At 66.9% G+C, this 20,258-nt stretch carries 14 protein-coding genes and 6 pseudogenes; 6 read left to right on the top strand and 14 right to left on the bottom strand.

Annotated elements, in window-relative coordinates; genetic code table 11:
• Positions 1-69: 69 nt before the first annotated feature.
• From CHB84_RS20910 to CHB84_RS20890, 5 genes are all read right to left on the bottom strand, one after another.
• Positions 70-300 (bottom strand): beta/alpha barrel domain-containing protein, encoded by a 231-nt coding sequence (locus tag CHB84_RS20910; protein WP_141134765.1) that lies wholly within the window; start codon positions 298-300, stop codon positions 70-72.
• Positions 301-390: 90 nt separating this feature from the next.
• Positions 391-1,173 (bottom strand): enoyl-CoA hydratase/isomerase family protein, encoded by a 783-nt coding sequence (locus CHB84_RS20905; protein ID WP_089303370.1) that lies wholly within the window; start codon positions 1,171-1,173, stop codon positions 391-393.
• Positions 1,174-1,186: 13 nt separating this feature from the next.
• Positions 1,187-2,410 (bottom strand): cytochrome P450, encoded by a 1,224-nt coding sequence (locus CHB84_RS20900; RefSeq protein WP_089303369.1) that lies wholly within the window; start codon positions 2,408-2,410, stop codon positions 1,187-1,189.
• Between the two features lie 11 nt (positions 2,411-2,421).
• Entirely contained in the window at positions 2,422-4,017 is a 1,596-nt protein-coding gene (locus CHB84_RS20895; protein WP_089303368.1) for a class I adenylate-forming enzyme family protein, read from the bottom strand.
• A 37-nt stretch (positions 4,018-4,054) separates the two neighbouring features.
• The gene (locus CHB84_RS20890) at positions 4,055-4,822 is read right to left on the bottom strand and encodes an enoyl-CoA hydratase/isomerase family protein (RefSeq protein ID WP_089303367.1); all 768 of its coding nucleotides are present in this window, start codon (positions 4,820-4,822) and stop codon (positions 4,055-4,057) included.
• Positions 4,823-4,964: 142 nt separating this feature from the next.
• Here CHB84_RS20890 and CHB84_RS20885 point away from each other — a divergent pair, with 142 nt between their 5' ends.
• Complete coding sequence (locus CHB84_RS20885; RefSeq protein ID WP_089303366.1) at positions 4,965-6,149, top strand: TetR/AcrR family transcriptional regulator; 1,185 nt, start codon at positions 4,965-4,967, stop codon at positions 6,147-6,149.
• Positions 6,150-6,192: 43 nt separating this feature from the next.
• Here the strand turns inward: CHB84_RS20885 and CHB84_RS20880 are convergent, their stop codons facing one another.
• From CHB84_RS20880 to CHB84_RS20855, 7 genes and pseudogenes are all read right to left on the bottom strand, one after another.
• Complete coding sequence (locus CHB84_RS20880) at positions 6,193-7,851, bottom strand: long-chain-fatty-acid--CoA ligase (RefSeq protein ID WP_245818875.1); 1,659 nt, start codon at positions 7,849-7,851, stop codon at positions 6,193-6,195.
• A gap of 25 nt (positions 7,852-7,876) precedes the next feature.
• Positions 7,877-8,779 carry an MBL fold metallo-hydrolase gene (locus CHB84_RS20875; protein WP_089303372.1) on the bottom strand — a complete coding sequence of 301 codons (903 nt, stop codon included), beginning with the start codon at positions 8,777-8,779 and terminating at the stop codon, positions 7,877-7,879.
• Positions 8,780-8,910: 131 nt separating this feature from the next.
• Positions 8,911-10,059, bottom strand: a complete 1,149-nt coding sequence (locus tag CHB84_RS20870; RefSeq protein ID WP_089303365.1) for a CaiB/BaiF CoA transferase family protein — start codon at positions 10,057-10,059, stop codon at positions 8,911-8,913.
• Between the two features lie 43 nt (positions 10,060-10,102).
• Positions 10,103-11,002, bottom strand: a complete 900-nt coding sequence (locus CHB84_RS20865; RefSeq protein WP_217898675.1) for an enoyl-CoA hydratase-related protein — start codon at positions 11,000-11,002, stop codon at positions 10,103-10,105.
• Positions 11,003-11,072: 70 nt separating this feature from the next.
• Positions 11,073-11,174 (bottom strand): annotated as a pseudogene (locus CHB84_RS23850) (hypothetical protein); the annotation flags it as partial.
• A 125-nt stretch (positions 11,175-11,299) separates the two neighbouring features.
• Positions 11,300-12,522, bottom strand: a pseudogene (locus CHB84_RS20860) (acetyl-CoA C-acetyltransferase).
• Positions 12,523-12,671: 149 nt separating this feature from the next.
• Positions 12,672-14,195 (bottom strand): phytoene desaturase family protein, encoded by a 1,524-nt coding sequence (locus CHB84_RS20855; protein ID WP_089303364.1) that lies wholly within the window; start codon positions 14,193-14,195, stop codon positions 12,672-12,674.
• Between the two features lie 245 nt (positions 14,196-14,440).
• On the opposite strand from CHB84_RS20855, the gene CHB84_RS20850 reads away from it, so the two are divergent.
• The 5 genes and pseudogenes from CHB84_RS20850 to CHB84_RS23645 all read left to right on the top strand — a co-directional run.
• A complete protein-coding gene (locus CHB84_RS20850; RefSeq protein ID WP_089303363.1) occupies positions 14,441-15,406 on the top strand; it encodes an ISL3 family transposase in 966 nt (321 codons plus the stop codon).
• Positions 15,321-15,755, top strand: a complete 435-nt coding sequence (locus CHB84_RS24115; protein ID WP_089303362.1) for a transposase — start codon at positions 15,321-15,323, stop codon at positions 15,753-15,755. The genes CHB84_RS20850 and CHB84_RS24115 overlap by 86 nt, the downstream gene beginning before the upstream one ends.
• Positions 15,662-16,610 (top strand): annotated as a pseudogene (locus CHB84_RS23655) (IS3 family transposase); the annotation flags it as partial. The gene CHB84_RS24115 and the pseudogene CHB84_RS23655, both read left to right, overlap by 94 nt.
• Before the next feature lie 122 nt (positions 16,611-16,732).
• Positions 16,733-17,077: pseudogene (locus CHB84_RS23650) on the top strand (helix-turn-helix domain-containing protein); the annotation flags it as partial.
• Positions 17,078-17,208: 131 nt separating this feature from the next.
• Positions 17,209-18,177 (top strand): annotated as a pseudogene (locus CHB84_RS23645) (IS256 family transposase); the annotation flags it as partial.
• 40 nt (positions 18,178-18,217) lie between these two features.
• On the opposite strand, the gene CHB84_RS20820 reads toward CHB84_RS23645, so the two are convergent.
• Together CHB84_RS20820 and CHB84_RS20815 are read right to left on the bottom strand one after the other, a co-directional pair.
• Positions 18,218-19,455, bottom strand: a protein-coding gene (locus CHB84_RS20820; RefSeq protein ID WP_245818876.1) for an IS3 family transposase whose coding sequence is annotated in 2 segments (ribosomal slippage) — positions 18,218-19,152 and positions 19,152-19,455 — 1,239 coding nt in all. Because the reading frame shifts where the segments join, the coding sequence is not laid out codon by codon here.
• 73 nt (positions 19,456-19,528) lie between these two features.
• Positions 19,529-20,258 (bottom strand): annotated as a pseudogene (locus CHB84_RS20815) (hypothetical protein); the annotation flags it as partial.

The following is a 20,258-nucleotide window of genomic DNA, read 5'->3' as shown; positions in this document are numbered from 1 at the left end:
AGACATCATCGCCCATCCACCCATGATCAAACCAGCAACCCCGCTACCAGCGCAGACACGCCGACAAGATCAAAATAAGCGCGACTGTAGTACTAGCCGGTCGTTCAGTTCGACAGCCCGCTGCACCCCGCGCGGGTTCGGGGTGAGCACCCGGGTGCGCAGCCCGCGTCCGGCGATCGCCTCGAGCACCTGCTCGGCGTCGGCGAACTGGGGCGCGTACTTGGGCGGTACCAGCGAGGTGACGTCCAGCTCGCGCACCCCCGGCCGCAGCGACAGCCTCGATGACCGCGATCTTGTCATCGGTGGGCACCACCTCGGTCCACGACTGCAGGCCATCGCGGGCCCAGCACTCGCAGATCCCGACCTCGGTCCGCGGCGCAGGCAGTGCGGTCACACGTCGTCCTTCCAGACGGGCTTGCGTTTCTCGGCGAACGCGGCGGTGCCCTCCTTGGCATCGTCCGTGCCGGTGGCGACGCTGAGCATCGCCTGCAGAAGCGCCAGCGCCTCCTCCGGCTGCGATCCGAGCACCCGGTAGAAGGTGCTGCGGCCCAGCCGGATCGCCGCTGGCGACTGTGCGGCGATCCGGTCGACTGTCAGGTCCAGTTCGGCAGCCGAAACCACCTCGTTGACGAAACCGATCCGTCGCGCCTCGGTGGTGTCCACGCGGCGTCCGGACATCATCAGTTCGAGAACGATCTTCGGGGGCATCGAGCGCAGCAACGGAACCGTGATCATGTAGGGCCATAGCCCGACCGCGACCTCAGGCGCGCCGAACACCGCGCTCTCCGCTGCCACCACGATGTCGCAGGCCATGGCCAGCCCGAGTCCGCCGGCCAGCGCGTAGCCGCGAACCTTGGCGATCGTGGGTACGCCCGCGGACCACATCGTTCGGAACAGGTCGGCGAGATGGCCGCGCGCCTCGTGTGCGGCCTCCGAGTCGATCTCGGCCCCGCGCACGCCGCCGAGGTCGGCACCCGCGCAGAAAGCCCGCTCGCCCGCTCCGGTGATCACGATCACCCGCACCCCGTCTTCGGCCTTCGCTCGAAGCACGCCGTCGCGTAAACTGGCGAGCGTCTCGAAGGTCATCGAGTTGCGGCGCTCGGGCCGGTCGATCGTGAGGGTGACGATATGGCCCGAGCGGTTGTAACGACCGACCGTTCGACGGCATCCCACCGCTGCTCGGCAGTCACGAGGCCGCTTTCCTGACGTGTAGTGGCATGCTGATCAGCGAGCGGAGCACCGCGTTGTCCTTGTATCTGGGAGTGAAGTCCGCTGGTACTTCGAAGGAATCCAGCCGGTCGAGCAGGTGCTCCAGGGCGATCACGCCCTCCTGCCGCGACAATGTCGCGCCGAGACACAGGTGTATACCCTTGCCGAAGGATAGGTGCGCGCGAGCATTCTCGCGGTCCAGGTCGAACCGATCCGGATCTGCGAACACCGCAGCATCCCGGTTCGCCGCGCCGGACACGATCAGGACCCGCGAGTCCTTCGGCACCGGCGTCCCGGCGATCTCGGTATCGACTTTGCACAGCCTGACGCTTCCTTGGACCGGGGTCTCCAGGCGCAATGCCTCCTCGACCGCGGTCGGGATCTTCGAGCGGTCCTCGCGGAGCCGGGCCAGCGCTTCCGGATTCTGCTGCAGCAGCAGCATCATCCCCGACAGCATGTTGACCGTGGTCTCGTTGCCCGCGACGAGCGTGACATAGGAGATGGCGAGCATCTCCTGAAGGGTCAGCGGCTTCTCGTCCTTGTCGACCGCCTCGATCAGCATCGTGAGGAAGTCGTCCGCCGGTTTCAGCTTGCGTTTCGCGATCTGCTCGTCGAAATACCCGAGCAGTTCCTGCAGAGATTCCTGGCACTCGCGCGATCGCTCCGGGGTGAGCGTGCCGCCCAACACCTCCGCCGCGTCGTCCGACCACTTGCCGAAAACCTCGAGGTCGCTGCGAGGCACCCCGAGGAAGTCCGCGATCACGATAAGCGGCAAAGGCTTCGCGAAGTCCCGGACGAAGTCGATCTCGCCGTCGGGCGGGAAAGCGTCTATCAGACTGTCGACGATGCCCCGCATCGCGGGCTCGAGGGCCTTGACCCGGCGGGCGGTGAACGCCTTCGTCACCAGCTTGCGAAAGCGCGTGTGCGAGGGCGGATCGTTCGTCAGCAGCGTGCGGACGACCCGGTACTTGGCGTCCGGAAGGGCCGCCTCCGCGCCCATCAGCGCCTTCTGCCGCAGGCCCGGCCCCGCCTTATTCGAGAATTCCTCGACCCGGCTGAGCACCGAGTCGGCGTCCGCGTACCGGGCGACCAGATAGACATCCTCGCCCTCAAGCTTGTGCACCCCCTTCTCCTCGCGGAGTTCCTTGTAGTACGAGTAGGGACACTGGACGGTGCCCTGTTCATAGAAGCGGTCGGCCACCTGTCCTCCTCTCAGTGTGCGATCGGGGCGACGTCAACCGACGAATCCCCGTCCCTTGCCGCGCGCAGTAAATGCTTTTGCACCTTCCCCGACGCGGTGCGCGGAAGCTCCCCGACGACGTGCCACTCGGTGGGGATCTTTGCTCGGGCCACGTCCTGGGACTCCATGAAATTCGTCAGCTGCTCGGGGGTGGGTGGTTCGGCTTCGGCGCGCGGGACGATGTATGCGCATACGCTCTCGCCCAGTCGCTCATGCGGCACACCGAAAACCGCAGCTGCCGACACGTCGGGATGGCGGTGCAACACGTGCTCGATGTCCGCGCTGGAAAACTTTTCGCCACCGCGGTTGATGATGTCCTTAGTCCGGCCGACGATCCTCATCCAGCCGTCGTCGGTCACCAGCCCGCGGTCGCCTGTGTCGAACCAGCCCTCATCGTCGATCTGGGCACGGTTGAGCGCCTGATCGGTGTATCCGAGCAGCAGCTGAACACCACGGATCGTGATGACGCCCTCGGTCTCGGCAGGCAGCGGCGCGCCGTCCGCACCAAGGATGCGGGCCTCGGCGTTATCGGCGAGCTTCCCGTCCCAGTAAGCACGTCGCTCGAGGGACGACTCCTTGGGGGCCAGCGTGACCACACCCGACGCCTCGGTCATCCCATAGGTCCGCGCCGCCCACATCCCAATCGCGTCGGCGCGCTCGATCAGCTCGGGAGCTGTGTTCGCGCCGCCGCTGACGTAGTGGGTCAGCACGTGCAGGCCCTCATCCCGGCGCTTTTCGTATTCCTCGACCAGGTCCTTGAGGAACACCGCCGCGCCCAGCGACCAGGTCACCTTGCATTCGTCGATGACCCGCACGGCCTCCCCCACGTCCCACTTCGGAAGGATCACCGCCGACGCGCCGGTGGTCAGTGGCACGAGGCAGGCTGCAAGGAAACCGGCGATGTGCGCTACCGGTGCGAGCGCGAGCCCAGTGTCGGCCTCACCGATCCCGAGCCGGTAGTTGAACTGCCTGCCGCCGAAGATCACCGACGGTGAATGCAGTCGCACGCCTTTCGGGGACGACGTAGAACCGGACGTGTAGAGACGCAGACACTCCTCCTCCGGAGCCGACGGCTCCGGAGGCTGGATGCCACCGGCCGGCACCTGATCGCGCCCAGGCAGTAGGCTCCATGCCTCCCCGGCGTCCTCGGGGTCCGCAACGTAGCGGACTTTCGGCTCCACTCCCGCAGCCTGCAGGCAGCACTCGAGTTCGTCGGCGAGGTGACGGGCACCCAGCATCTTGGTCGAAAGCACCGCGGCTGGTCGTGAGTCCTTCACGATCTCACCCAGTTCGTGCGTGCGGTAGATCGCCACGACAGGCGTCGCGATGGCCCCGATCTTCCAGCTCGCAATAGCCGCCGCGACGACCTCCAGGCGGTTCACCAGCAGCATCATCACCCGGTCACCAGCACCCACCCCGTGCCGCACCAGATCCTCGGCGATCGCACTCGACCACCTATCGACTTCGGCGAAGCTGAGTGCCAGCTCGCCGAAGCGCACGAACTCGCGATCGCCCCATTGCGCCGCTGCTGCCGAGGCCAGGTCTCCAACCCGCTCTGTGCCGTTCATGTGGACCTCCTTGTCCGTTTCGCGCAGCCTGCGGTCTTCAGTCGAACTCGGGGAACCGGGAGATCGAGACGTAGGCCTCGATACCCAGACCCGCCATCAAATCCTTGTCGAGCGCCCGCCTGATCGGCCGCTGCAACAGTTGACGCGTGTGCCGCAGAACGAGCGGATCAACCTCGACCAGACTCCTGGTGATCTCGGTCGCACGCGCATCGAGATCACCAGGTGCGACCACCTCGCCGACGACACCCAGCGAGAGCGCCTCGTCGGCGTAAATCTTCTGGCCGGTCAGCAGGAAATGCTTGCCCCGCACCGGACCCAGCACCATCGGCCAGAGAACCTGCACCCCATCGCCAGGCACGAGCCCGCCGGGCAGGTGGGCAAGGTCCTGAAAATAGGTGTCCTTCGTGCAGACCACCGCATCGCAGAGCAGCACCAGCTCCGCGTGTCCGGTGAGCGGCCCGTTCACCGCGGCGACGATCGGGATTTCGAGGTCGAGCAAGCCGGTCAGCATGCGGCGTGCCTCCCCGAGGCCGCGTTCCCAGTCGGTCGGCTTGACCTTCCCGCTGCGGTACACATCCCCGTACACCTCCGGAGTGCTGATGAACGACTCGCCGGTGCCGGTAAGGACGAGGACCCGGTTCTCTCGATCCAGGGCGATCGCGTTTAGCAGATCGGGAAACTCCCGGTGCGCCAGCGCGGTCCAGGTCATGGGCCCTTCCCGGTAGTGCATACGCACCGTCAGCACACCGTCCTGACGGGACAGGCGGAACACCTTGAACGAGCCCGCATAGTCGTCGAGCTTCATCCAACCTCCCGCCGGCGCTGCTGCGCCACTTACCCGATCGGCCGACGCGAGTATACTATACTCGAGTTAATATTCACTAGGCAACAGGTTTTGGGCACCATCTTCGACCAGCCACGACGGCCACGACAAGAAGGGAATAGTGATGGCCGCACCACAGAGCCCACCACCACGTGCGGCACGACTGAGCGCGATCGAGCGCCGCGAGCAGCTGGCACACCTAGCGGCCCGGCGGTTCCACGAACTGGGCTATCACCGAGTCTCGCTCAACGACGCCGCCACGGAAGCGGGCGTCACCGGCCCGGCCGTCTACCGTCATTTCCGCAACAAGGAGGCACTACTGGCCGCGGCCATCACCAGCGGCCTGGACCTCGTCGAGCAAGCTGTCACGGTGGGCGCGGAGCACTCACTCGAGTATCTCGTCTCGGCGGTCGCCGATGTCGGGTTACACCGCCCCGACATGTGGGTACTCCTGCAACGCGAGTCCCGGTTTCTCGGACCCGAACTGAGTATCCCCGTTCAGGACCAGTTCGCCCGGGTCGTCGACCTGTTCTCTGGGAGGCTGCGCCGCGAACGGCCGCACCTCGGCGCCGACGAGGCCCGCTTCCTCGTCACAGCGGCGACCGCAGTTCTTTCCCTGCCGTCCACGACGCGAACCAGCCTGGTGCCTATCGAATACCGCCGGGAGCTGATTCGTTCCGCCCTGTTATGTCTGCGCGCCGACCTCGCCGTGGCCTGCTTGATGCGGCTCCCCGACCATTCCGCCAGCGAGCCAGCGGCTGCGAATCGGCGCGAGCAAGTCATCGACACGGCCATCGGCCTGTTCTTCCGACGCGGGTACAGCGGTGTGAGCCTGGATGACATCGGCGCCGCCGTGGGGCTCGCCGGGCCCAGCATCCTCCATCATTTCGCCACGAAAGCCGACATCCTCGTCGCTGCCTTCGACCGGGCGTCCTCCAATCTCGCGGAAGCCCAGGCGTGGCGCCACGCCGCCGGCCGAGCACCGGACCTCACCGAGTTCGTGTCCACATATATCACGTTCGCACTAGCCAACCGGGCCATGCTCGGCGTCTACGTGTCCGAGCAGCTGTACCTGCCCGCGCACGCCTTGGACAGGACCAGGGCAACGGTCCGGAGCGAACTCAGGGACTGGACACGAGCTCTCCTGGCGACATCCCCCGACCTCGACGATCATGTAGCGCGGGTAAGGGTCCGCGCAGCCCTCGCCGCGATCAACGACCTAGTCCGCGTCGGGCACTTCGCCCGCCGCGCCCGGATCGCCCCGGAGATCGCAGTGATCGCCAAGGCGGTCCTCTCCGGCGCGAACTGAGTGCCTCGAGCGCGGGCCGACGCAGCGGCTCCTCTTCCCGGGCTCAGCGTGCGGGCGGCGGGAGTCGGTGAATCGTGTACACCCCCGCCACGTGGCGCTCGCGGACGAGCTTCTTGTCCAGTTTGCCGACGCTGGTGCGCGGCAGCTCGGACACGAACGCCCACCGCTCGGGCAGTGCCCACCTAGTCACCTTGCCCACCAGGAAGTCCCGCAGCTCCATGGGCTCGGCGGTGAAGCCATCGCGCAGCCGCACACAGACCAGCGGGCGTCCCTCCCAGCGCGGGTCCGGCACCCCGATGACGACCACCTCGGCGACCGCCGGGTGCCGCTCCAGCAGGCCCTCGAGCTCAATGCTGGAGATCCACTCCCCGCCGCTCTTGATGCCGTCCTTGAGACGGTCGGTGAGCTCGACCCAGCCCTCGGGGTGGATCACGCCCAGGTCGCCGGTGCGCAGCCAGCACCCGCGCACCTTCTCGGCCGCGACCTCATCGGTCGCACGAAAATAGCCTCCCGCGATCGTCGCGCCGCGCCGCTCGATCTCGCCCGCCGAGGCCCCGTCCCACGGCAGCACGCCCCCTTTGCCGTCCACCACCCGCGCGCTCACCCCCGGCAACAGCCGGCCCTGACGGGCCCGATAAGTCACCTCATCGCCCTCCGCCGAGCCCGCCGGGGGTCGTGAGTAGGTGACCAGCGGACTGGCCTCTGTCATGCGCCAGCCCTGCAGCAGCCACACCCGATGATGAGCGTGAAAGCTCTCCACGAGCCCACGGCACAACGGCGACCCGCCGACCACGGCCAGGCGCAGCGACGAGTAGTCCGTGCCGTGCTCGACACCGTAGTCGTCCAGCGCGGTCCAAAGCGTCGGCACTGCGGCCGCGGCGGTCACCCCGTGCTCGGCGATCATGCTGGCCAGGTGCTCGGCCTGCAGGTAGCGGTCGGTCATCACTAAGTCCGCGCCGCTCATCCAGCCCGCATGCGGCCAGCCCCACGAGTTCGCGTGGAACATCGGCGCCACCAACATCAACCAGTCCGCGTCGGAGAAGCCGTACGCGCTGCCCGTCGAGATCGTCAGGCTGTGCCGCACGATCGACCGGTGGCTGTAAGCCACCCCCTTCGGCGCGCCCGTCGTCCCGGTCGTGTAGCAGAGCGCCGCGGCGCTGCGCTCGTCCAGCCGTGGCCACTCCCGCACGGGCTCGGCGCCCGCGAGCAGCTGTGCCCACCGGTGCACCGCGACACCGGGCAGGTCTGCTTCCGGCTCCCCGACCACGATCACATCCGTCACCGTGGGGCACCTCGGCAGCAGCCGGGCGAGCTGTGGGGTCAGGTCGGCGTCCACGATCACGACCCGGTCCTCGGCGTGGTTGACGATGTACACCAACTGCTCGTCCGACAACCGCAGGTTGAGCGTGTGGAGGATCGCCCCCATGGACGGCACGCCGAGATAGGCCGCCAGATGGGCCGGAGTGTTCCAGCACAGGGTGGCCACCATGCCGTCCATGCCGTCCATGCCGATCCCGAGCCCCGCCAGTGCGCCCGCGAGGCGCGCCGCGTCCTCCGCGACATCGGCGAAGGTGGGACACGGTCGACTCGCCGCCGTGGTAGTGCACCACCCGCGCCCGCGGATGGACCCGGGCGCCGTGCACCAGCAGGTCCGAGACCAGCAGATCGACGTCCTGCATCGTGCCGTCCATGCGTCCTCCAAATCAGCAGGGTGGTCAGGGTGTTGCTCAGTGGACGACGGCGCGGAATCGGCCAGGTTCGACCTCGGCGACCGCCCCTATGCGAACCAGCCTGGCGATGTGCTGCTCCGCCGTGCGCGCCTCCACCGTTTCCACATAGGGCTCGTCGACATGCGGCCGGTAGACGAATCGGTGGCTGACGACCTCGGCGAGTGTGCGGGGCTCGGCGAGGAAGGAGATCAGCTCGGCATCGCGGCGCTCCATCACCGCGCGGTAGGTGCGCAGCCGGGAACGGAACTCCTCAGCGCCCTCAATCACCCCCTTGTGGTGAAAGGTCCCATACCAACGGGCCTCGATGCCGGCGCAGACGTCGATCGACTGCTCGAAGTCCTCCAAGCTGCTCCCGACATCACCGTAGAACGGCCCGAACGAGCTCAGGTCTATGTCGGCGACGTAGAAGAAGCCGTCCGGTTCGACGAGCAGGCCGCTGTGTCCGGCCGTGTGCCCCGGCAGATGGACGACGGAGACCGTACGATCTCCGAGGTCGAACCGGTGATCGTCCGACACACCGACCGCGTCAGGTCGGCTGCGCACGCGGAAGTCGTCGCCGAGGCGGCTCCCGAACGCCTCGGCGGCGGGGACCGGCAGGCCGTAGCCCGCCAACAGCACGTCGATGTCACGGACCGCACCGAGATCGGCCTCGTGCACGTGGACCGGAACCGTGAACGTTCCGACATCGACCATATGATCCTCGTGCGCATGGCTGACGAACACCGCGTCCGCGGCCGGCTGCGGCGCGGAGCCGGCCAATGCCAGTGCCGGGTCCACGAGCAGCGTGCCGGCGCTTCCGTGGATCAGCAGTGAGTTGCCATTGGGGTATGCCCCGCCGTCGGCCGCCTTGAGTAGCGTCACCGCCCCGTAACCGAGGGGCGTCCAACCTGCCGTTCTCATCCACGCCATCCCACCTTGGTGTGCCCTGTTGTTCTTGGTGTGCCCTGTTGTTCTTGGTGTGCCCTGTTGTTCTTGGTGTGCCCTGTTGTTCTTGGTGTGCCCTGTGTTCGGGTGGCCGGTGCCGCAAACTCTCAGCTCTCCGCAGCGGCTCCGGAACGCAACAACGGCTCGGGATCCACTCCCCAGGCGTCGAGGACCTTCCGGGTGTCTCGTCCGAACGGAGCAGGCCGTGCCGGGCGTGCCTGCGGATGGGCGGAGAACCGGGGAGCCGGCGCCGGCTGGACGAAGCCGTCCTCGTCGAGCACCGTCTGCCTGGTACGTACGTGCGGATGCGAGGCGGCCTCGACGAGGCTCAGCACAGGGGCTACGCACGCGTCGCTCCCCGCGAACACCTCGGTCCACTCACGCCGGGTCCGACTGCGGAACGCCTTGGCGATCCGCTCCCTCAGCTCGGGCCATCCCGCCCGGTCGTACTGGGCTTCCGGGGACTCTTCCGTGAGCGCCAGCCCATCGAGCAGCGCCTTGTAGAACTTGGGCTCGAGCGCCCCGACTGCCATGTGGCCGCCGTCCGCCGTTTCGTACACGCCGTAGAAGGGCGCCCCGCCGTCGAGCGTGTTGACCCCGCGTTCGTCTCGCCAGGTTCCGGTGTTGAGCAGTGCGTGCGTGCCCGCGAGGAGATGCGCGGTTCCGTCGACGATCGCCGCGTCGACGACCTGCCCACGCCCGGTCCGATCCGCCTCACGCAGGGCGGCCAGCAGACCGGCGACCAGGTACATGCCACCGCCGCCGTAGTCGCCGAGCAGGTTGACGGGTACCTGGGGCGGGCCTCCCACCTCGCCGATGGCATGCAGCGCTCCGGTGATGGCGATATAGCTGATGTCGTGGCCCGCCGCGGCCGCGAGCGGGCCGTCCTGGCCCCAGCCGGTCATCCGGCCGTACACCAGCGCGGCGTTGCGCTCCCAGCATTGCTCCGGGCCGATCCCGAGCCGCTCGGCGACGCCCGGTCGATAGCCCTCGATCAGCGCGTCGGCCCGCTCGGCCATCGTGAGCAGGGCCGCAACGGCTTCGGGCCGTTTGAGATCGAGCGTGACGCAGAGCTTGCCGCGGTTGACCACGTCGAGCGTCGGATCTCCGGGAAAGATCCCCAGGCCGCCCGGTCGCTCGATCCGCACCACCTCGGCGCCCATGTCGGCGAGGGTCATCCCGGCGAACGGGCCCGGGCCCATCCCGCCGATCTCCAGCACGCGAAGTCCCGCGAGCGGGCCGTCGGTTTCCTGCATCTGGTCTGCCTTTCGCAACGTCCAGCCGGTTGCCTCCGCGGGCCTAGTCGAAGGACTCGCCCGACTCGGCCCTGCGTACAAGAGACTCCGGCGGCGTGAACCGGTCGCCATAGCGCTCGGTCAGCTCGCGCGCCCTGGCGACGAACCCGGCCTTCTTGCCGTCGTGGTACTCGTAGAACCCCGCCCCGGTGAGCCTGCCGCCACGGCCGAACTCATCGATCATGCGGTCGACCACGGCCGCAGCGGGGTGCAGTGGCTTCACCCCCTCAGGGCGGTTCGCGCCATGGTTGATCGCCTGCATGTCGTAGAACATCGCTTTGATGATGTTCCCCGACTCCTTACAGCAGATCAGGTCGGTGATGTAGCGCGACTCGATCGTCAGCGCGTTGTCGAAGTCGACTTGTGCGCCTTCGACGGCCGCAGCCAGCACGGCGCCTTGCGCCGTCGCGGGCGCGCCATGGGTCTTCTGCCGTAGCGCCGCGGGCAGGCTCGGCAGCACAGCGGCGATCTTTGGTGAGGCGGGAGTGCCGCCCGGGATCGCGTAACCCTTGCGGTCCCAGAGCTGCACGGGCTCGGGCTCGCCCGCGATCCAACGCTTGGCGGCGACCAGGCCCGCGTCGCGGTCCGGGACCACCTCGTCCACAAGGCCTTTCGCAAGCGCATCGGCCGGGCGGTACTTGGCCCCTGTCAACAGGAGGTTTTGGATCGCCGGCAGCAGGCCGAACAGGCGGACGGTGCGCACCACTCCGCCGCCACCGGGCAACAACCCCAAGGTGACCTCGGGCAGGCCCACGACGGTGCCGGGCACGTCGACCGCGATCCGGCGGTGGCAGGCGAGCGCGAGCTCGTAGCCCCCGCCCAGCGCCGCACCCGCGATCACGGCGACGACCGGGCGACCGAACGTCTCGAGGCGACGCAGCTGAGCCTTGGCCTTGTCGAGCATGGCCCGGATGGCAGGCTTGTCCTCTTCGCCCCGCCCGCATCAGCGCCGCGAGATCGCCCCCGGCGAGGAAGGTCTTCTTCCCGGACGTGAGAATGACGCCGGTGATCCCCTCCCGCTCGGCGTACAGGTGGTCGACGAGGGCCACCAGATCGTCGTGAAACCGGTCGTTCATCGTGTTCGCGGACTGGTCCGGATCGTCCATGGTGACGGTGACGACACCGTCTGGGTCGATTTCCCAGCCGAACATGGGATGGTCGAATTCGCTCATCGCGAGGTCTCCTTTTGGAGTTCGGGTGCTCAGAGGCGCTCGACGAGGGTGGCCACGCCCATGCCCGCGCCGATGCAGAGGGTCACGACAGCGCGGCGAGCCTGCCGTCGTTCAAGCTCATCGAGGACAGTGCCGACGAGCATGGCGCCGGTCGCGCCGAGCGGGTGTCCCATGGCGATGGCGCCGCCGTTGACGTTGACCTTCTCGTTGGGCAGGCCGAGGTCGTTCATGTACTTCAGCACGACCGAGGCGAAGGCCTCGTTGATCTCGAACAGGTCGATGTCGTCTACCGTGAGCCCGGTCCGATCCAGCAGCTTGCGCGTCGCCGGAGTCGGCCCAGTCAACATAATGGTGGCATCGGCACCGGATGTGGCCGTGGCGACGATTCGGCCACGCGGGGCGATGCCGAGGCGCGTTCCGACCTCCTCGTTGCCGACGAGCACGAGAGCGGCACCGTCGACGATCCCCGACGAGTTGCCGGCATGGTGGATGTGGTCGATCCCCTCGACCCAGTGGTAGTTCTGCAATGCGACGGCATCGAACCCACCTTCGCGACCCATCTTCTAGAAGGACGGCTTCAGCGCGCCGAGCGACTCGACAGTGGACTCCGACCTCATGTGCTCGTCCCGGTCGAGTACGACCGCGCCGTTCTGGTCCCGCACGGGGACGATCGACTTCTCGAAGTACCCACCGGACCAGGCAGCGGCAGCCCGCTGCTGCGACTGCACCGCGTACCGGTCCACGTCCTCGCGACTGAATCCCTCGATGGTGGCGATCAGGTCCGCGCTCACGCCCTGGGGAATGAACGAGGTCGATAAGTTCGTCCACGGGTCGTTCATCCAGGCACTGCCGTCCGTTCCCAGCGGGCACCGCGACATCGACTCCACGCCGCCAGCGAGAACCAGGTCGTCCCATCCCGACCGCACCTTCTGCGCCGATGTGTTGACCGCCTCCAAACCGGATCCGCAGAACCGGTTGAGCTGCAGGCCCCCACCGTGTCGGGAAGCCCGGCGGCCAGCGCGACAGTGCGCGGGAGCACCGAGCCCTGGTCGCCCACGGGGGTGACGATGCCGAGCACGATGTCATCGATGAACGCGGCGTCGAGGCTGGGGTGCCGGGCCCGCAGCTCGTCGACCAGCCCGACGACCAGTGAAAGCGGCTTGATCGTGTGCAGTGAGCCCGAGGCCTTGCCGCGACCACGCGGTGTCCTGATCGCGTCGTAGATCAGCGCTTCGGAAGAGGGTCCGGGCATCTTTGCTCCGTCCTTGCTCGGATCACGGTTGGGCGCTTCCACAACGCGGTCGCAACCTACCTAGGGAATATTAACTAAATGAGCCGTCCCGGCGATGTGACCCAAGCCACGCGTCGTGCGGGCGCACGTTGCGTGGGCCGGGCCCGCGTTCAGACCTCACGCTGGTACGGAGGCAGGATCTCCTCAAGATAGCTCTTGCCGGTGATCGCATCCGTGGTCAACAGCGCGGTGTAGGCGACACCGTCCATGAACTGCCCGTAGTTCTTCACCGAGTCACCCACGAAGTACAGCCCCTCGACACCGGGGCACTTCGGGTCGAGCATCCCATCCCACGCCTGTTCGGGAGTCGGCTGCACCGAGGTGACCCCGTCGATGGCCGGGAACAGCGCCCACTCCAGCGCGTCGGCGAACCCGGGATGGCTGGCCTTCATGAAGTCTGTGATCGTCTCCGCGAGCATCACGAGCTTGCCAGCCCGCTCCAGCTCACGGAGCTTCTCGGTAGAAAGCCCGATCCAGCACTCGATGATCTCCTTGCCCGCAGGGGCCTTCCCCTCGACGAACAGCGAGTGCGCCTCGTAGCCCAGCACCACACCGTCCGGCAGGGCCGGGTCGTCCACGGGCACCTTGGTGAACAGCATCCCCGGAATGTCGATCACCGACTTGCCGAGCCCGTAGATCGGCGCGAACGCGCCGCCCGACTTCAGTCCCCGCACATGCTCGACGAACTCCGCCTGCAGCGCCTCCCTTGGGATGAGCTTCTCCACCGCGAGCACCGCTGGGACGTTCAGAACCACCGTCTCGGCCAGCAAGTCGTGCGTGTTCCCGTTGGCGTCGGTGACCCGAAGCCCCTTCGCGACGTCGTCCTCGACGAGCACGGTCTGCACCGTTTGCCCGGTCCGGACATCCCCGCCGTGCTGCCGGATGACGTCCGCGAGGTTGAACGCCATCTGCATGAAACTCTCCCCGCCCATCTGGCCGAGAGTGCCGTCGGCGAAGTGCAGGCCCGCACTCATCGGCATCCGGGTGGCGAGGATGAACTCCCCCGCCGACAGCTCGCGCGCCGAGTTCATCCCGACAGTGAACGCACCCAGGATGTCGAAGAACTCGAGCACCTTCGGATTCTGCGTGCGCGGCGCGAGGAAGTCCAGCAGCGAGATCCGGTTGGCCTCGCGAACCTCCTCGATCGGCATGCGAAGCATCTCACCCAGGATCTCCTTCATCTCCAGGTGATCCTGCTTCTCGAACCACGGGAAGCTACCGCGCTCGAGCTGGTGCAGCACACCGTCGCGCCAAAACCCGCACGCCTTCAGCGGCACGATCTCCACCGGCACACCGAGGTGATTCAAGATGTGCACCATCCGCGAATGCGCGCCGTTGACGATGTCGTGCATCCCCAGTTCGAAGCTGTAACCCGCGAGCAGCTTCTGGTCCAGAATCGTATCCAGGTCCGGGATGCTGTGCGCAAGCCGCCCGCGCGAGGCCCGCAGCGGGCCGAGGTAGTCCTCGGCCTCGCGGATCTCATCACCCTTGAAATGGTGCATACGGCCGCCGGTATCCTGCTCACGCTCCACCACGAGGACCTTCTTGCCCTCGTCTTTCGCCAGCAGAGCGGCAGTGCTCAGCCCGCCAAGGCCCGCTCCCGCCACCAGGACATCGAACTTCTCGTCGACCATCGGTACTCCTTCGTGCCGCCTCCCCTTTACCCCAGACTACTCTAGTGAATTTTCACTAGACTGTGAACCCTATGATTGGGGGTCTCCCGGCATGGATGTGGGTTCCTGAGGGGTTCAGGGGCCGGGTTGTAGCCCGTTGAGATGGGGTAATGGCGACATGCCGGGTTGATTGAGAGATGCGCACGGGATTGATCTCTATGTTCCGGGGTTGATCAAGACCATCGGACACAGAGAGGCAGCATCCCGTGCGCGCCACCACCGTACTGAACAAGCTGCTCGCACTGCCTGGTGTCCGGGTCGTCGGTGTGTCGACGTCGGCGCCGGACACGGTGGCGGTAGAAGTCGCGCTGCGCCGCCGCACGCTGGTCTGTCCGGTCTGCGGCTACGCGACCCGGGCGCGCCGGGATACCCGCCCGGTCGACTCCTGGTGGCGGCACCTGGACTTCGGCCGCTGGCGGCTGGAGATTCGCGCCCGGCTGCGGCGCATCGACTGTCCTACCCATGGGGCGCGGACCGAGGGCGTGCCGTTCGCCCGCGCCGGTTCCCGCTTCACCCGGGACGTCGAAAACCTGGTCGCGTTCCTGGCCACGAAGATGGACAAGACCGCCATAACTCGCCTGGTCCGCGTCGACTGGGACACCGTGGGCCGCATCTGCCAGCGCGTGGTGGCCGACGGGCTGGACCCGAACCGCCTCGACGGGCTGGTCGAGATCGGGGTCGACGAAGTCAGTTGGAAGCGCCAGCACCACTACCTCACCCTGGTGGCCGATCATCGGTGCGGCACGATCGTGTGGGGCACCGAAGGCAAGGACACCGCCGCACTGGACCGGTTCTTCGCCGACCTGGGCAACCAGCGCACCAGCCAGCTGAGCGCGATCAGCATGGACATGGGCGCCGCCTACGCCGCCAGCGCCCGCACACACGCCGGGCACGCCACCCGGTGCATCGATCCCTTCCATGCCGTGGCGAAGGTGACCGAGGCGCTGGACAAGGTACGCCGCACCGAGTGGAACGCGCTGCGCAAACTCGACCCGAAGGCGGCCAAACGGTTCAAAGGCGCCCGCTGGGTCCTGCTCAAGGACCCAGCCCACCTATCCCGAGGAGCACCAAGCCACCTGGCGCAAACTGCGCCGCCGCGGCGGCACCATCTGGCGGGCCTACAACCTCAAGGAGGCCTTCCGCGCGATCTTCGCCGGCGACCTCGACCCTGATGACGCGGCCAAGCTGATCGACCGCTGGATCAGCAAAGCCTCCCGCTCGGGCATCGACGCCTTCGTCACCGTCGCCCGAACGATTCGCAAGCACCGCGACGGCATCCTGGCCGCGTTGAAACTCGGCATCAACAACGGCCGCGCCGAAGGCCTCAACAACGTCGTCCGGCTGATCACCCGCCGCGCCTTCGGCTTCCACTCCGCTGAACCATCCCGGGTTTCGTACCCGCTTCCTTTCTTGGGAAGGATGGCACGGTGCCGAACAAGTATGATCATGAGACGCGGGCCAAAGCGGTCCGTCTGGTCAGGGACCATGTCGAGGATTACGAGACGGAGTGGGCGGCCATGAAGGCCGTCTCGGCCCGGCCGGGGATGAGTACCGAGACGCTCCGCAAATGGGTACGTCAGTCTGAAATAGACGCGGGAGAATCCGTTGGTGTGACGACGGAATCGGCTCGGGAGAACCGTGAGCTCAAGCGTAAGGTTCGGGAGCTGGAGCAGACGATCGAGGTGCTCAAGGCGGCCACGAGTTTCTTCGTGCGGGAGTGCGACCCGCTACACCGCTGATCTGCGCGTTCATCACCGCGCACCGTCAGGAGTTCGGGGTCGCACCGATCTGCCGCGCGCTCACCGCGTTGGGTGCGCCGATCGCCCCGCGCGCCTACCGGGCCCACGTGGCCCATGCACCGTCGAAACGGGCGCTGTGGGACATGACGGTCACCGAGTTGCTGGCGGACTGTTACGAGCCGGATGAGCAGGGCCACCGGCCGCCCGAGTCGCTGTACGGGAGCTTGAAGATGTGGGCTCACCTGCAGCGCCAAGGTGTGCCGGTGGCCCGGTCCACCGTCGAGCGACTGATGCGCACTCACGGCTGGCGCGGAACCACCCGCACGAAGAAGGTGCGCACCACCGTGTCCGACCCGGCCGCCGAGCGGGCGCCTGACCTGGTCAAACGCCACTCGCCGCGGATCGGCCGGACGAGTTGTGGGTCGCGGATTTGACCTACGTGCCGCTGGTCGGGGACCGATTCGGCTACACCGCGTTCGTCATCGACGCCTTCGCCGGGCTCATCGTCGGCTGGGAATGCTCGAGCTCCAAGCGGCAACGGTTCGTGCAGTCGGCGATGCGCCAGGCGGGCGCGTTACGCCGCCGCCAGGGGCATCCGCTGCCCGGCGGCACGATCCATCACTCGGACGCCAGCTCACAAGGCGTATTCCAGGGGTCGTCGCAACACCTCGATGATGGAGGTGTTTTATGCGGTCACAGCAGGCGGATTCGGGTGGTGGTCGGCGGCAGCAGGCGGGGGATCGTGCGGCGCGGCCGTCGATGCGGTCGCCGGGGCGTCCGCTGCCGCGTCGGGAGGTCAGGCGGGCGTTCTGGGCCCGGATCGCCGAGGGCGCCAGTAGCGAGGAAGCCGCGCTGGCGCGCGGCGTGGCGCAGGCGGTCGGTTCCCGCTGGTTCCGCCAGGCTGGCGGCATGCCACCGATCAACGTTGCCGAGCCGTCGGGCCGGTATTTGTCGTTCGCTGAACGTGAGGAGATAGCGATCTTGAATGCGCAGGGTCGTGGAGTGCGAGAGATCGCACGCCGGATCGGGAGGGACCCTGGGACGGTCTCGCGTGAGCTGCGGCGCAATGCCGCGACCCGTGCCGGTGAGCGTGAGTATCGGGCGTTCGGTGAGTGGTGCCCGCTGAGGTGGTGTACGGGGTTTTCGCTGCTTGACGGCGTGGCGTCGGGGTGGGGTGCGGCCATCGCGTGATCCTTTGAGAACCAACCACGGAACCTCAGAGAGGAATCACGACGATGGCCGCACCTGACAGTGTGAACCCTGCCGGTTGGCTTGACGAGCACTTGCAATCGGCGAGCCCGGACCTGTTGCGGGAGATGGTGACCAGCTTCGCGAACGCGTTGATGTCGGCTGAGGCCGATCAACGCTGTGGCGCTGAGTACGGCACCCGCAGCAAGGGGCGGGTCAACCAGCGCAACGGCTACCGCGACAGGGAGTGGGACACCCGCGCGGGCACGGTGGAGCTGGCGATCCCGAAGCTGCGCTCGGGCAGCTACTTCCCGGAGTGGCTGTTGACCCATCGTCGCCGTGCCGAGCAGGCCCTGGTCACCGTGATAGCAACCAGTTACCTGCTCGGGGTGTCGACGCGGCGGGTGGAGAAGCTGGCCGAACAGCTCGGCGTCAAGGAGCTGTCGAAGTCGCAGGTCAGCGAGATCGCCGCGCACCTGGATGCCCAGGTGGCCGCCTTCCGTGAGCGTCCCCTGCAGGACGGTCCGTACACGTTCGTCGCCGCGGACGCGCTGACCCTCAAGGTCCGTGAAGACGGTCGGGTGGTGAATGTGCACGCGCTGATCGCGACCGGAGTCAACCAGGACGGGCACCGCGAGATCCTCGGTCTGGAGATCGCCAGCGCCGAGGACGGCGCCGGATGGCTGGCCTTCCTACGCGGGCTGGTGGCCCGTGGACTGTCCGGCGTCGCGCTGGTGACCTCGGACGCGCACACCGGGCTGGTCGAGGCGATCGCCTCCGCCCTGCCCGGAGCAGGCTGGCAACGGTGCCGCACCCACTACCTGCGCAACCTGCTGGCCACCGTGCCCAAGACCACCCAGCCGGCCGTGGCCACGCTCGTGCGCACCGTCTTCGACCAGGCCGATGCCGAGGCCGTGACCGAGCAGTTCGGCAAGGTCGTCGACCAACTCGCCGAGAAACATTCCGCCGCCGCCGAACACCTCGATGCCGCTCGCGACGAACTGTTGGCCTTCACCGTGGACCGCCCCGGCTTTGTTGGAGACCTGACTGTGTGTCTTATGCTGCTGCCGAGGGTTGTAGGGTGTGGCCGTACCAGTAGGTCTGCTCATACTCCAATGGTGGGCGATGTCCACACCAGGAGTGCAGCCGCTGATGATTGTACCAATAGACCCATTCTGCGGTCGCCAGGGTGACTTTATTTGTGCCGTCCCAGCAGTCGTGCTGGTTGATCACCTCTTTTTTGTATAGGGCGTGGATCGACTCGGCCAGCGCGTTATCGTAGGAATCGCCTTTCCGGCCGACTGAGCGCGCGATTCCAGCCTCGTCGAGCCGCTGGGCGTAACGGATCGCAGTGTATTGCACACCCCGATCACCATGGTGGATTAAATCCTCGCCAAGGGTGTCGTTACGGAACCACAGTGCCATTTCCAGTGCGTCCAGAGCAAGCTCGGTTTCCAGCGTGTCGGCCACCTGCCATCCCACGATGGCCCGGGAGAAGACATCGGTGACAAACGCCGCATAGCAAAACCGACCCTCAGTCAGCGGCACATAGGTCAGATCACTCACCCACAGCCGGTTCGGCCCCGGCGCCCGGAAGTCCCGTCCCACCAGGTCAGCAGGTTGCTCCTGTACGGAAGTCGCCACCGTGGTCCGCGGCCGCCCACGACGGGAAACTGCCCCCGACAATCCGTGGCTGCGCATCAGCCGCTCCACCGTGCAGCGGGCCACCTCGATGCCCTCACGCTGCAGTTGTGTCCAGACCTTGTGCGTGCCATACAACTGACCGCTGTCCTCCCACACACGCTGTATCTCACGCACCACCTCCCCAGCCCGGATCGTGCGGTCCGAAGGATTCTTCTGCCGATTCTTAGCCGCATAGTAGGTAGACGGGGCGACATTCACAGCATCGCAGATCGGCTCCACACCGAACTGGTCACGATAAGCGTCGATAAATCGGGTCATCTGGGCGGTCGAGGGCTCATTTCCTGGGCGAAAAAAGCCGACGCCGCCTTGAGGATCTCATTAGCGCGCTCAGCTTCGCGCAGCCGCTGCTCCAACTCACGAATACGGGCGTCCTTGTCCGCGTCCGACCCCGCGAGCCGCTCGCCCGACGGCCGCTGGCCCCGGTCATCATCGCGTACCCAGTTGCGCACCGTTTCGGCATTCAGCCCAAGATGCTTGGCCGTCCGGGTAATCGCACCCCGGCCCGAACCACCGAGCTCACGCTCCAGCTCACGCACCATGGCCACCGCACGTTCCTTCATCTCCACCGGATACTTGCCAGACTGCGCCATGCCGTTCATCCTCTCCAAGATCAACGGCCTCCAAGATCACCGGGTCAGCCCAACCGGGGTCACTACGCACCCATCAGAGGTTAAACGACAAGCTAAGGGGGGTATCAAACCCGGGACAGTTCACGCCCAACGCCACCCCCACCGTGAGCAGGATGCCTACTCCTACGGCAAGCCCCAGTTCACGCACGAACGGCAGCGGCGACAGCAACAAGGACGCGAACCCCGCAGCGGCGGCCAGCGCCGCCACCAACGCCCGTCGGCGGCTTCCGGGCTGTAACAAGTAAAAGGGGAAATCGCTGCCGATGCCGAGCAGGATGGGCAAGAACGCCGCGACACCGAGCGACAGCGGATGGCCCAGCCACCCAAACACCGTGGCGGTCAACGCTGTCCCCAGCAGTGCAGCAAACAGTGGCCGCAACCGTGGCCGTCGGTGCCTGCTCCACGGCACCATGAAGAAGATCAACCCGACCGCCAGGACGGCAATCCCGCCGAGCGCTGGCAGCTCTTGCTGCGCACGCTCGGTCAACGCCGACGTAATCACCGGCACCCCGGTGATTGTGACCTTCTCCGGGTTCAACGTCGGCCTTTCGACCGTGGCGCGCACGTTGTCAGTCAGCCGTCCCGCCGCAGCCTGGTCGAGGCCCTCTCGCGGCCGCACCAACACTGCTACCGTGTCGGCCTTCGGCAATACGAACTGCCATTGCGGCTTAGTACTACAGTCGCGCTTATTTTGATCTTGTCGGCGTGTCTGCGCTGGTAGCGGGGTTGCTGGTTTGATCATGGGTGGATGGGCGATGATGTCT

The organism is Haloechinothrix alba, from assembly GCF_900188115.1.
In the GTDB taxonomy this organism is placed as follows: Bacteria; Actinomycetota; Actinomycetes; order Mycobacteriales; family Pseudonocardiaceae; genus Haloechinothrix; species Haloechinothrix alba.
Note: the sequence above shows the minus strand (reverse complement) of the source record. Positions and strands in the feature narration are given on the sequence as shown.

Excerpts from the sequence above, each read along its gene's own strand:
- CHB84_RS20910 (WP_141134765.1), bottom strand. The coding sequence starts at position 300 with ATGACAAGATCGCGGTCATCGAGGCTGTCGCTGCGGCCGGGGGTGCGC.
- CHB84_RS20895 (WP_089303368.1), bottom strand. The coding sequence starts at position 4,017 with ATGAACGGCACAGAGCGGGTTGGAGACCTGGCCTCGGCAGCAGCGGCG.
- CHB84_RS20890 (WP_089303367.1), bottom strand. The coding sequence starts at position 4,822 with ATGAAGCTCGACGACTATGCGGGCTCGTTCAAGGTGTTCCGCCTGTCC.
- CHB84_RS20885 (WP_089303366.1), top strand. The coding sequence starts at position 4,965 with ATGGCCGCACCACAGAGCCCACCACCACGTGCGGCACGACTGAGCGCG.
- CHB84_RS20875 (WP_089303372.1), bottom strand. The coding sequence starts at position 8,779 with ATGAGAACGGCAGGTTGGACGCCCCTCGGTTACGGGGCGGTGACGCTA.
- CHB84_RS20870 (WP_089303365.1), bottom strand. The coding sequence starts at position 10,059 with ATGCAGGAAACCGACGGCCCGCTCGCGGGACTTCGCGTGCTGGAGATC.
- CHB84_RS20865 (WP_217898675.1), bottom strand. The coding sequence starts at position 11,002 with ATGCTCGACAAGGCCAAGGCTCAGCTGCGTCGCCTCGAGACGTTCGGT.
- CHB84_RS20855 (WP_089303364.1), bottom strand. The coding sequence starts at position 14,195 with ATGGTCGACGAGAAGTTCGATGTCCTGGTGGCGGGAGCGGGCCTTGGC.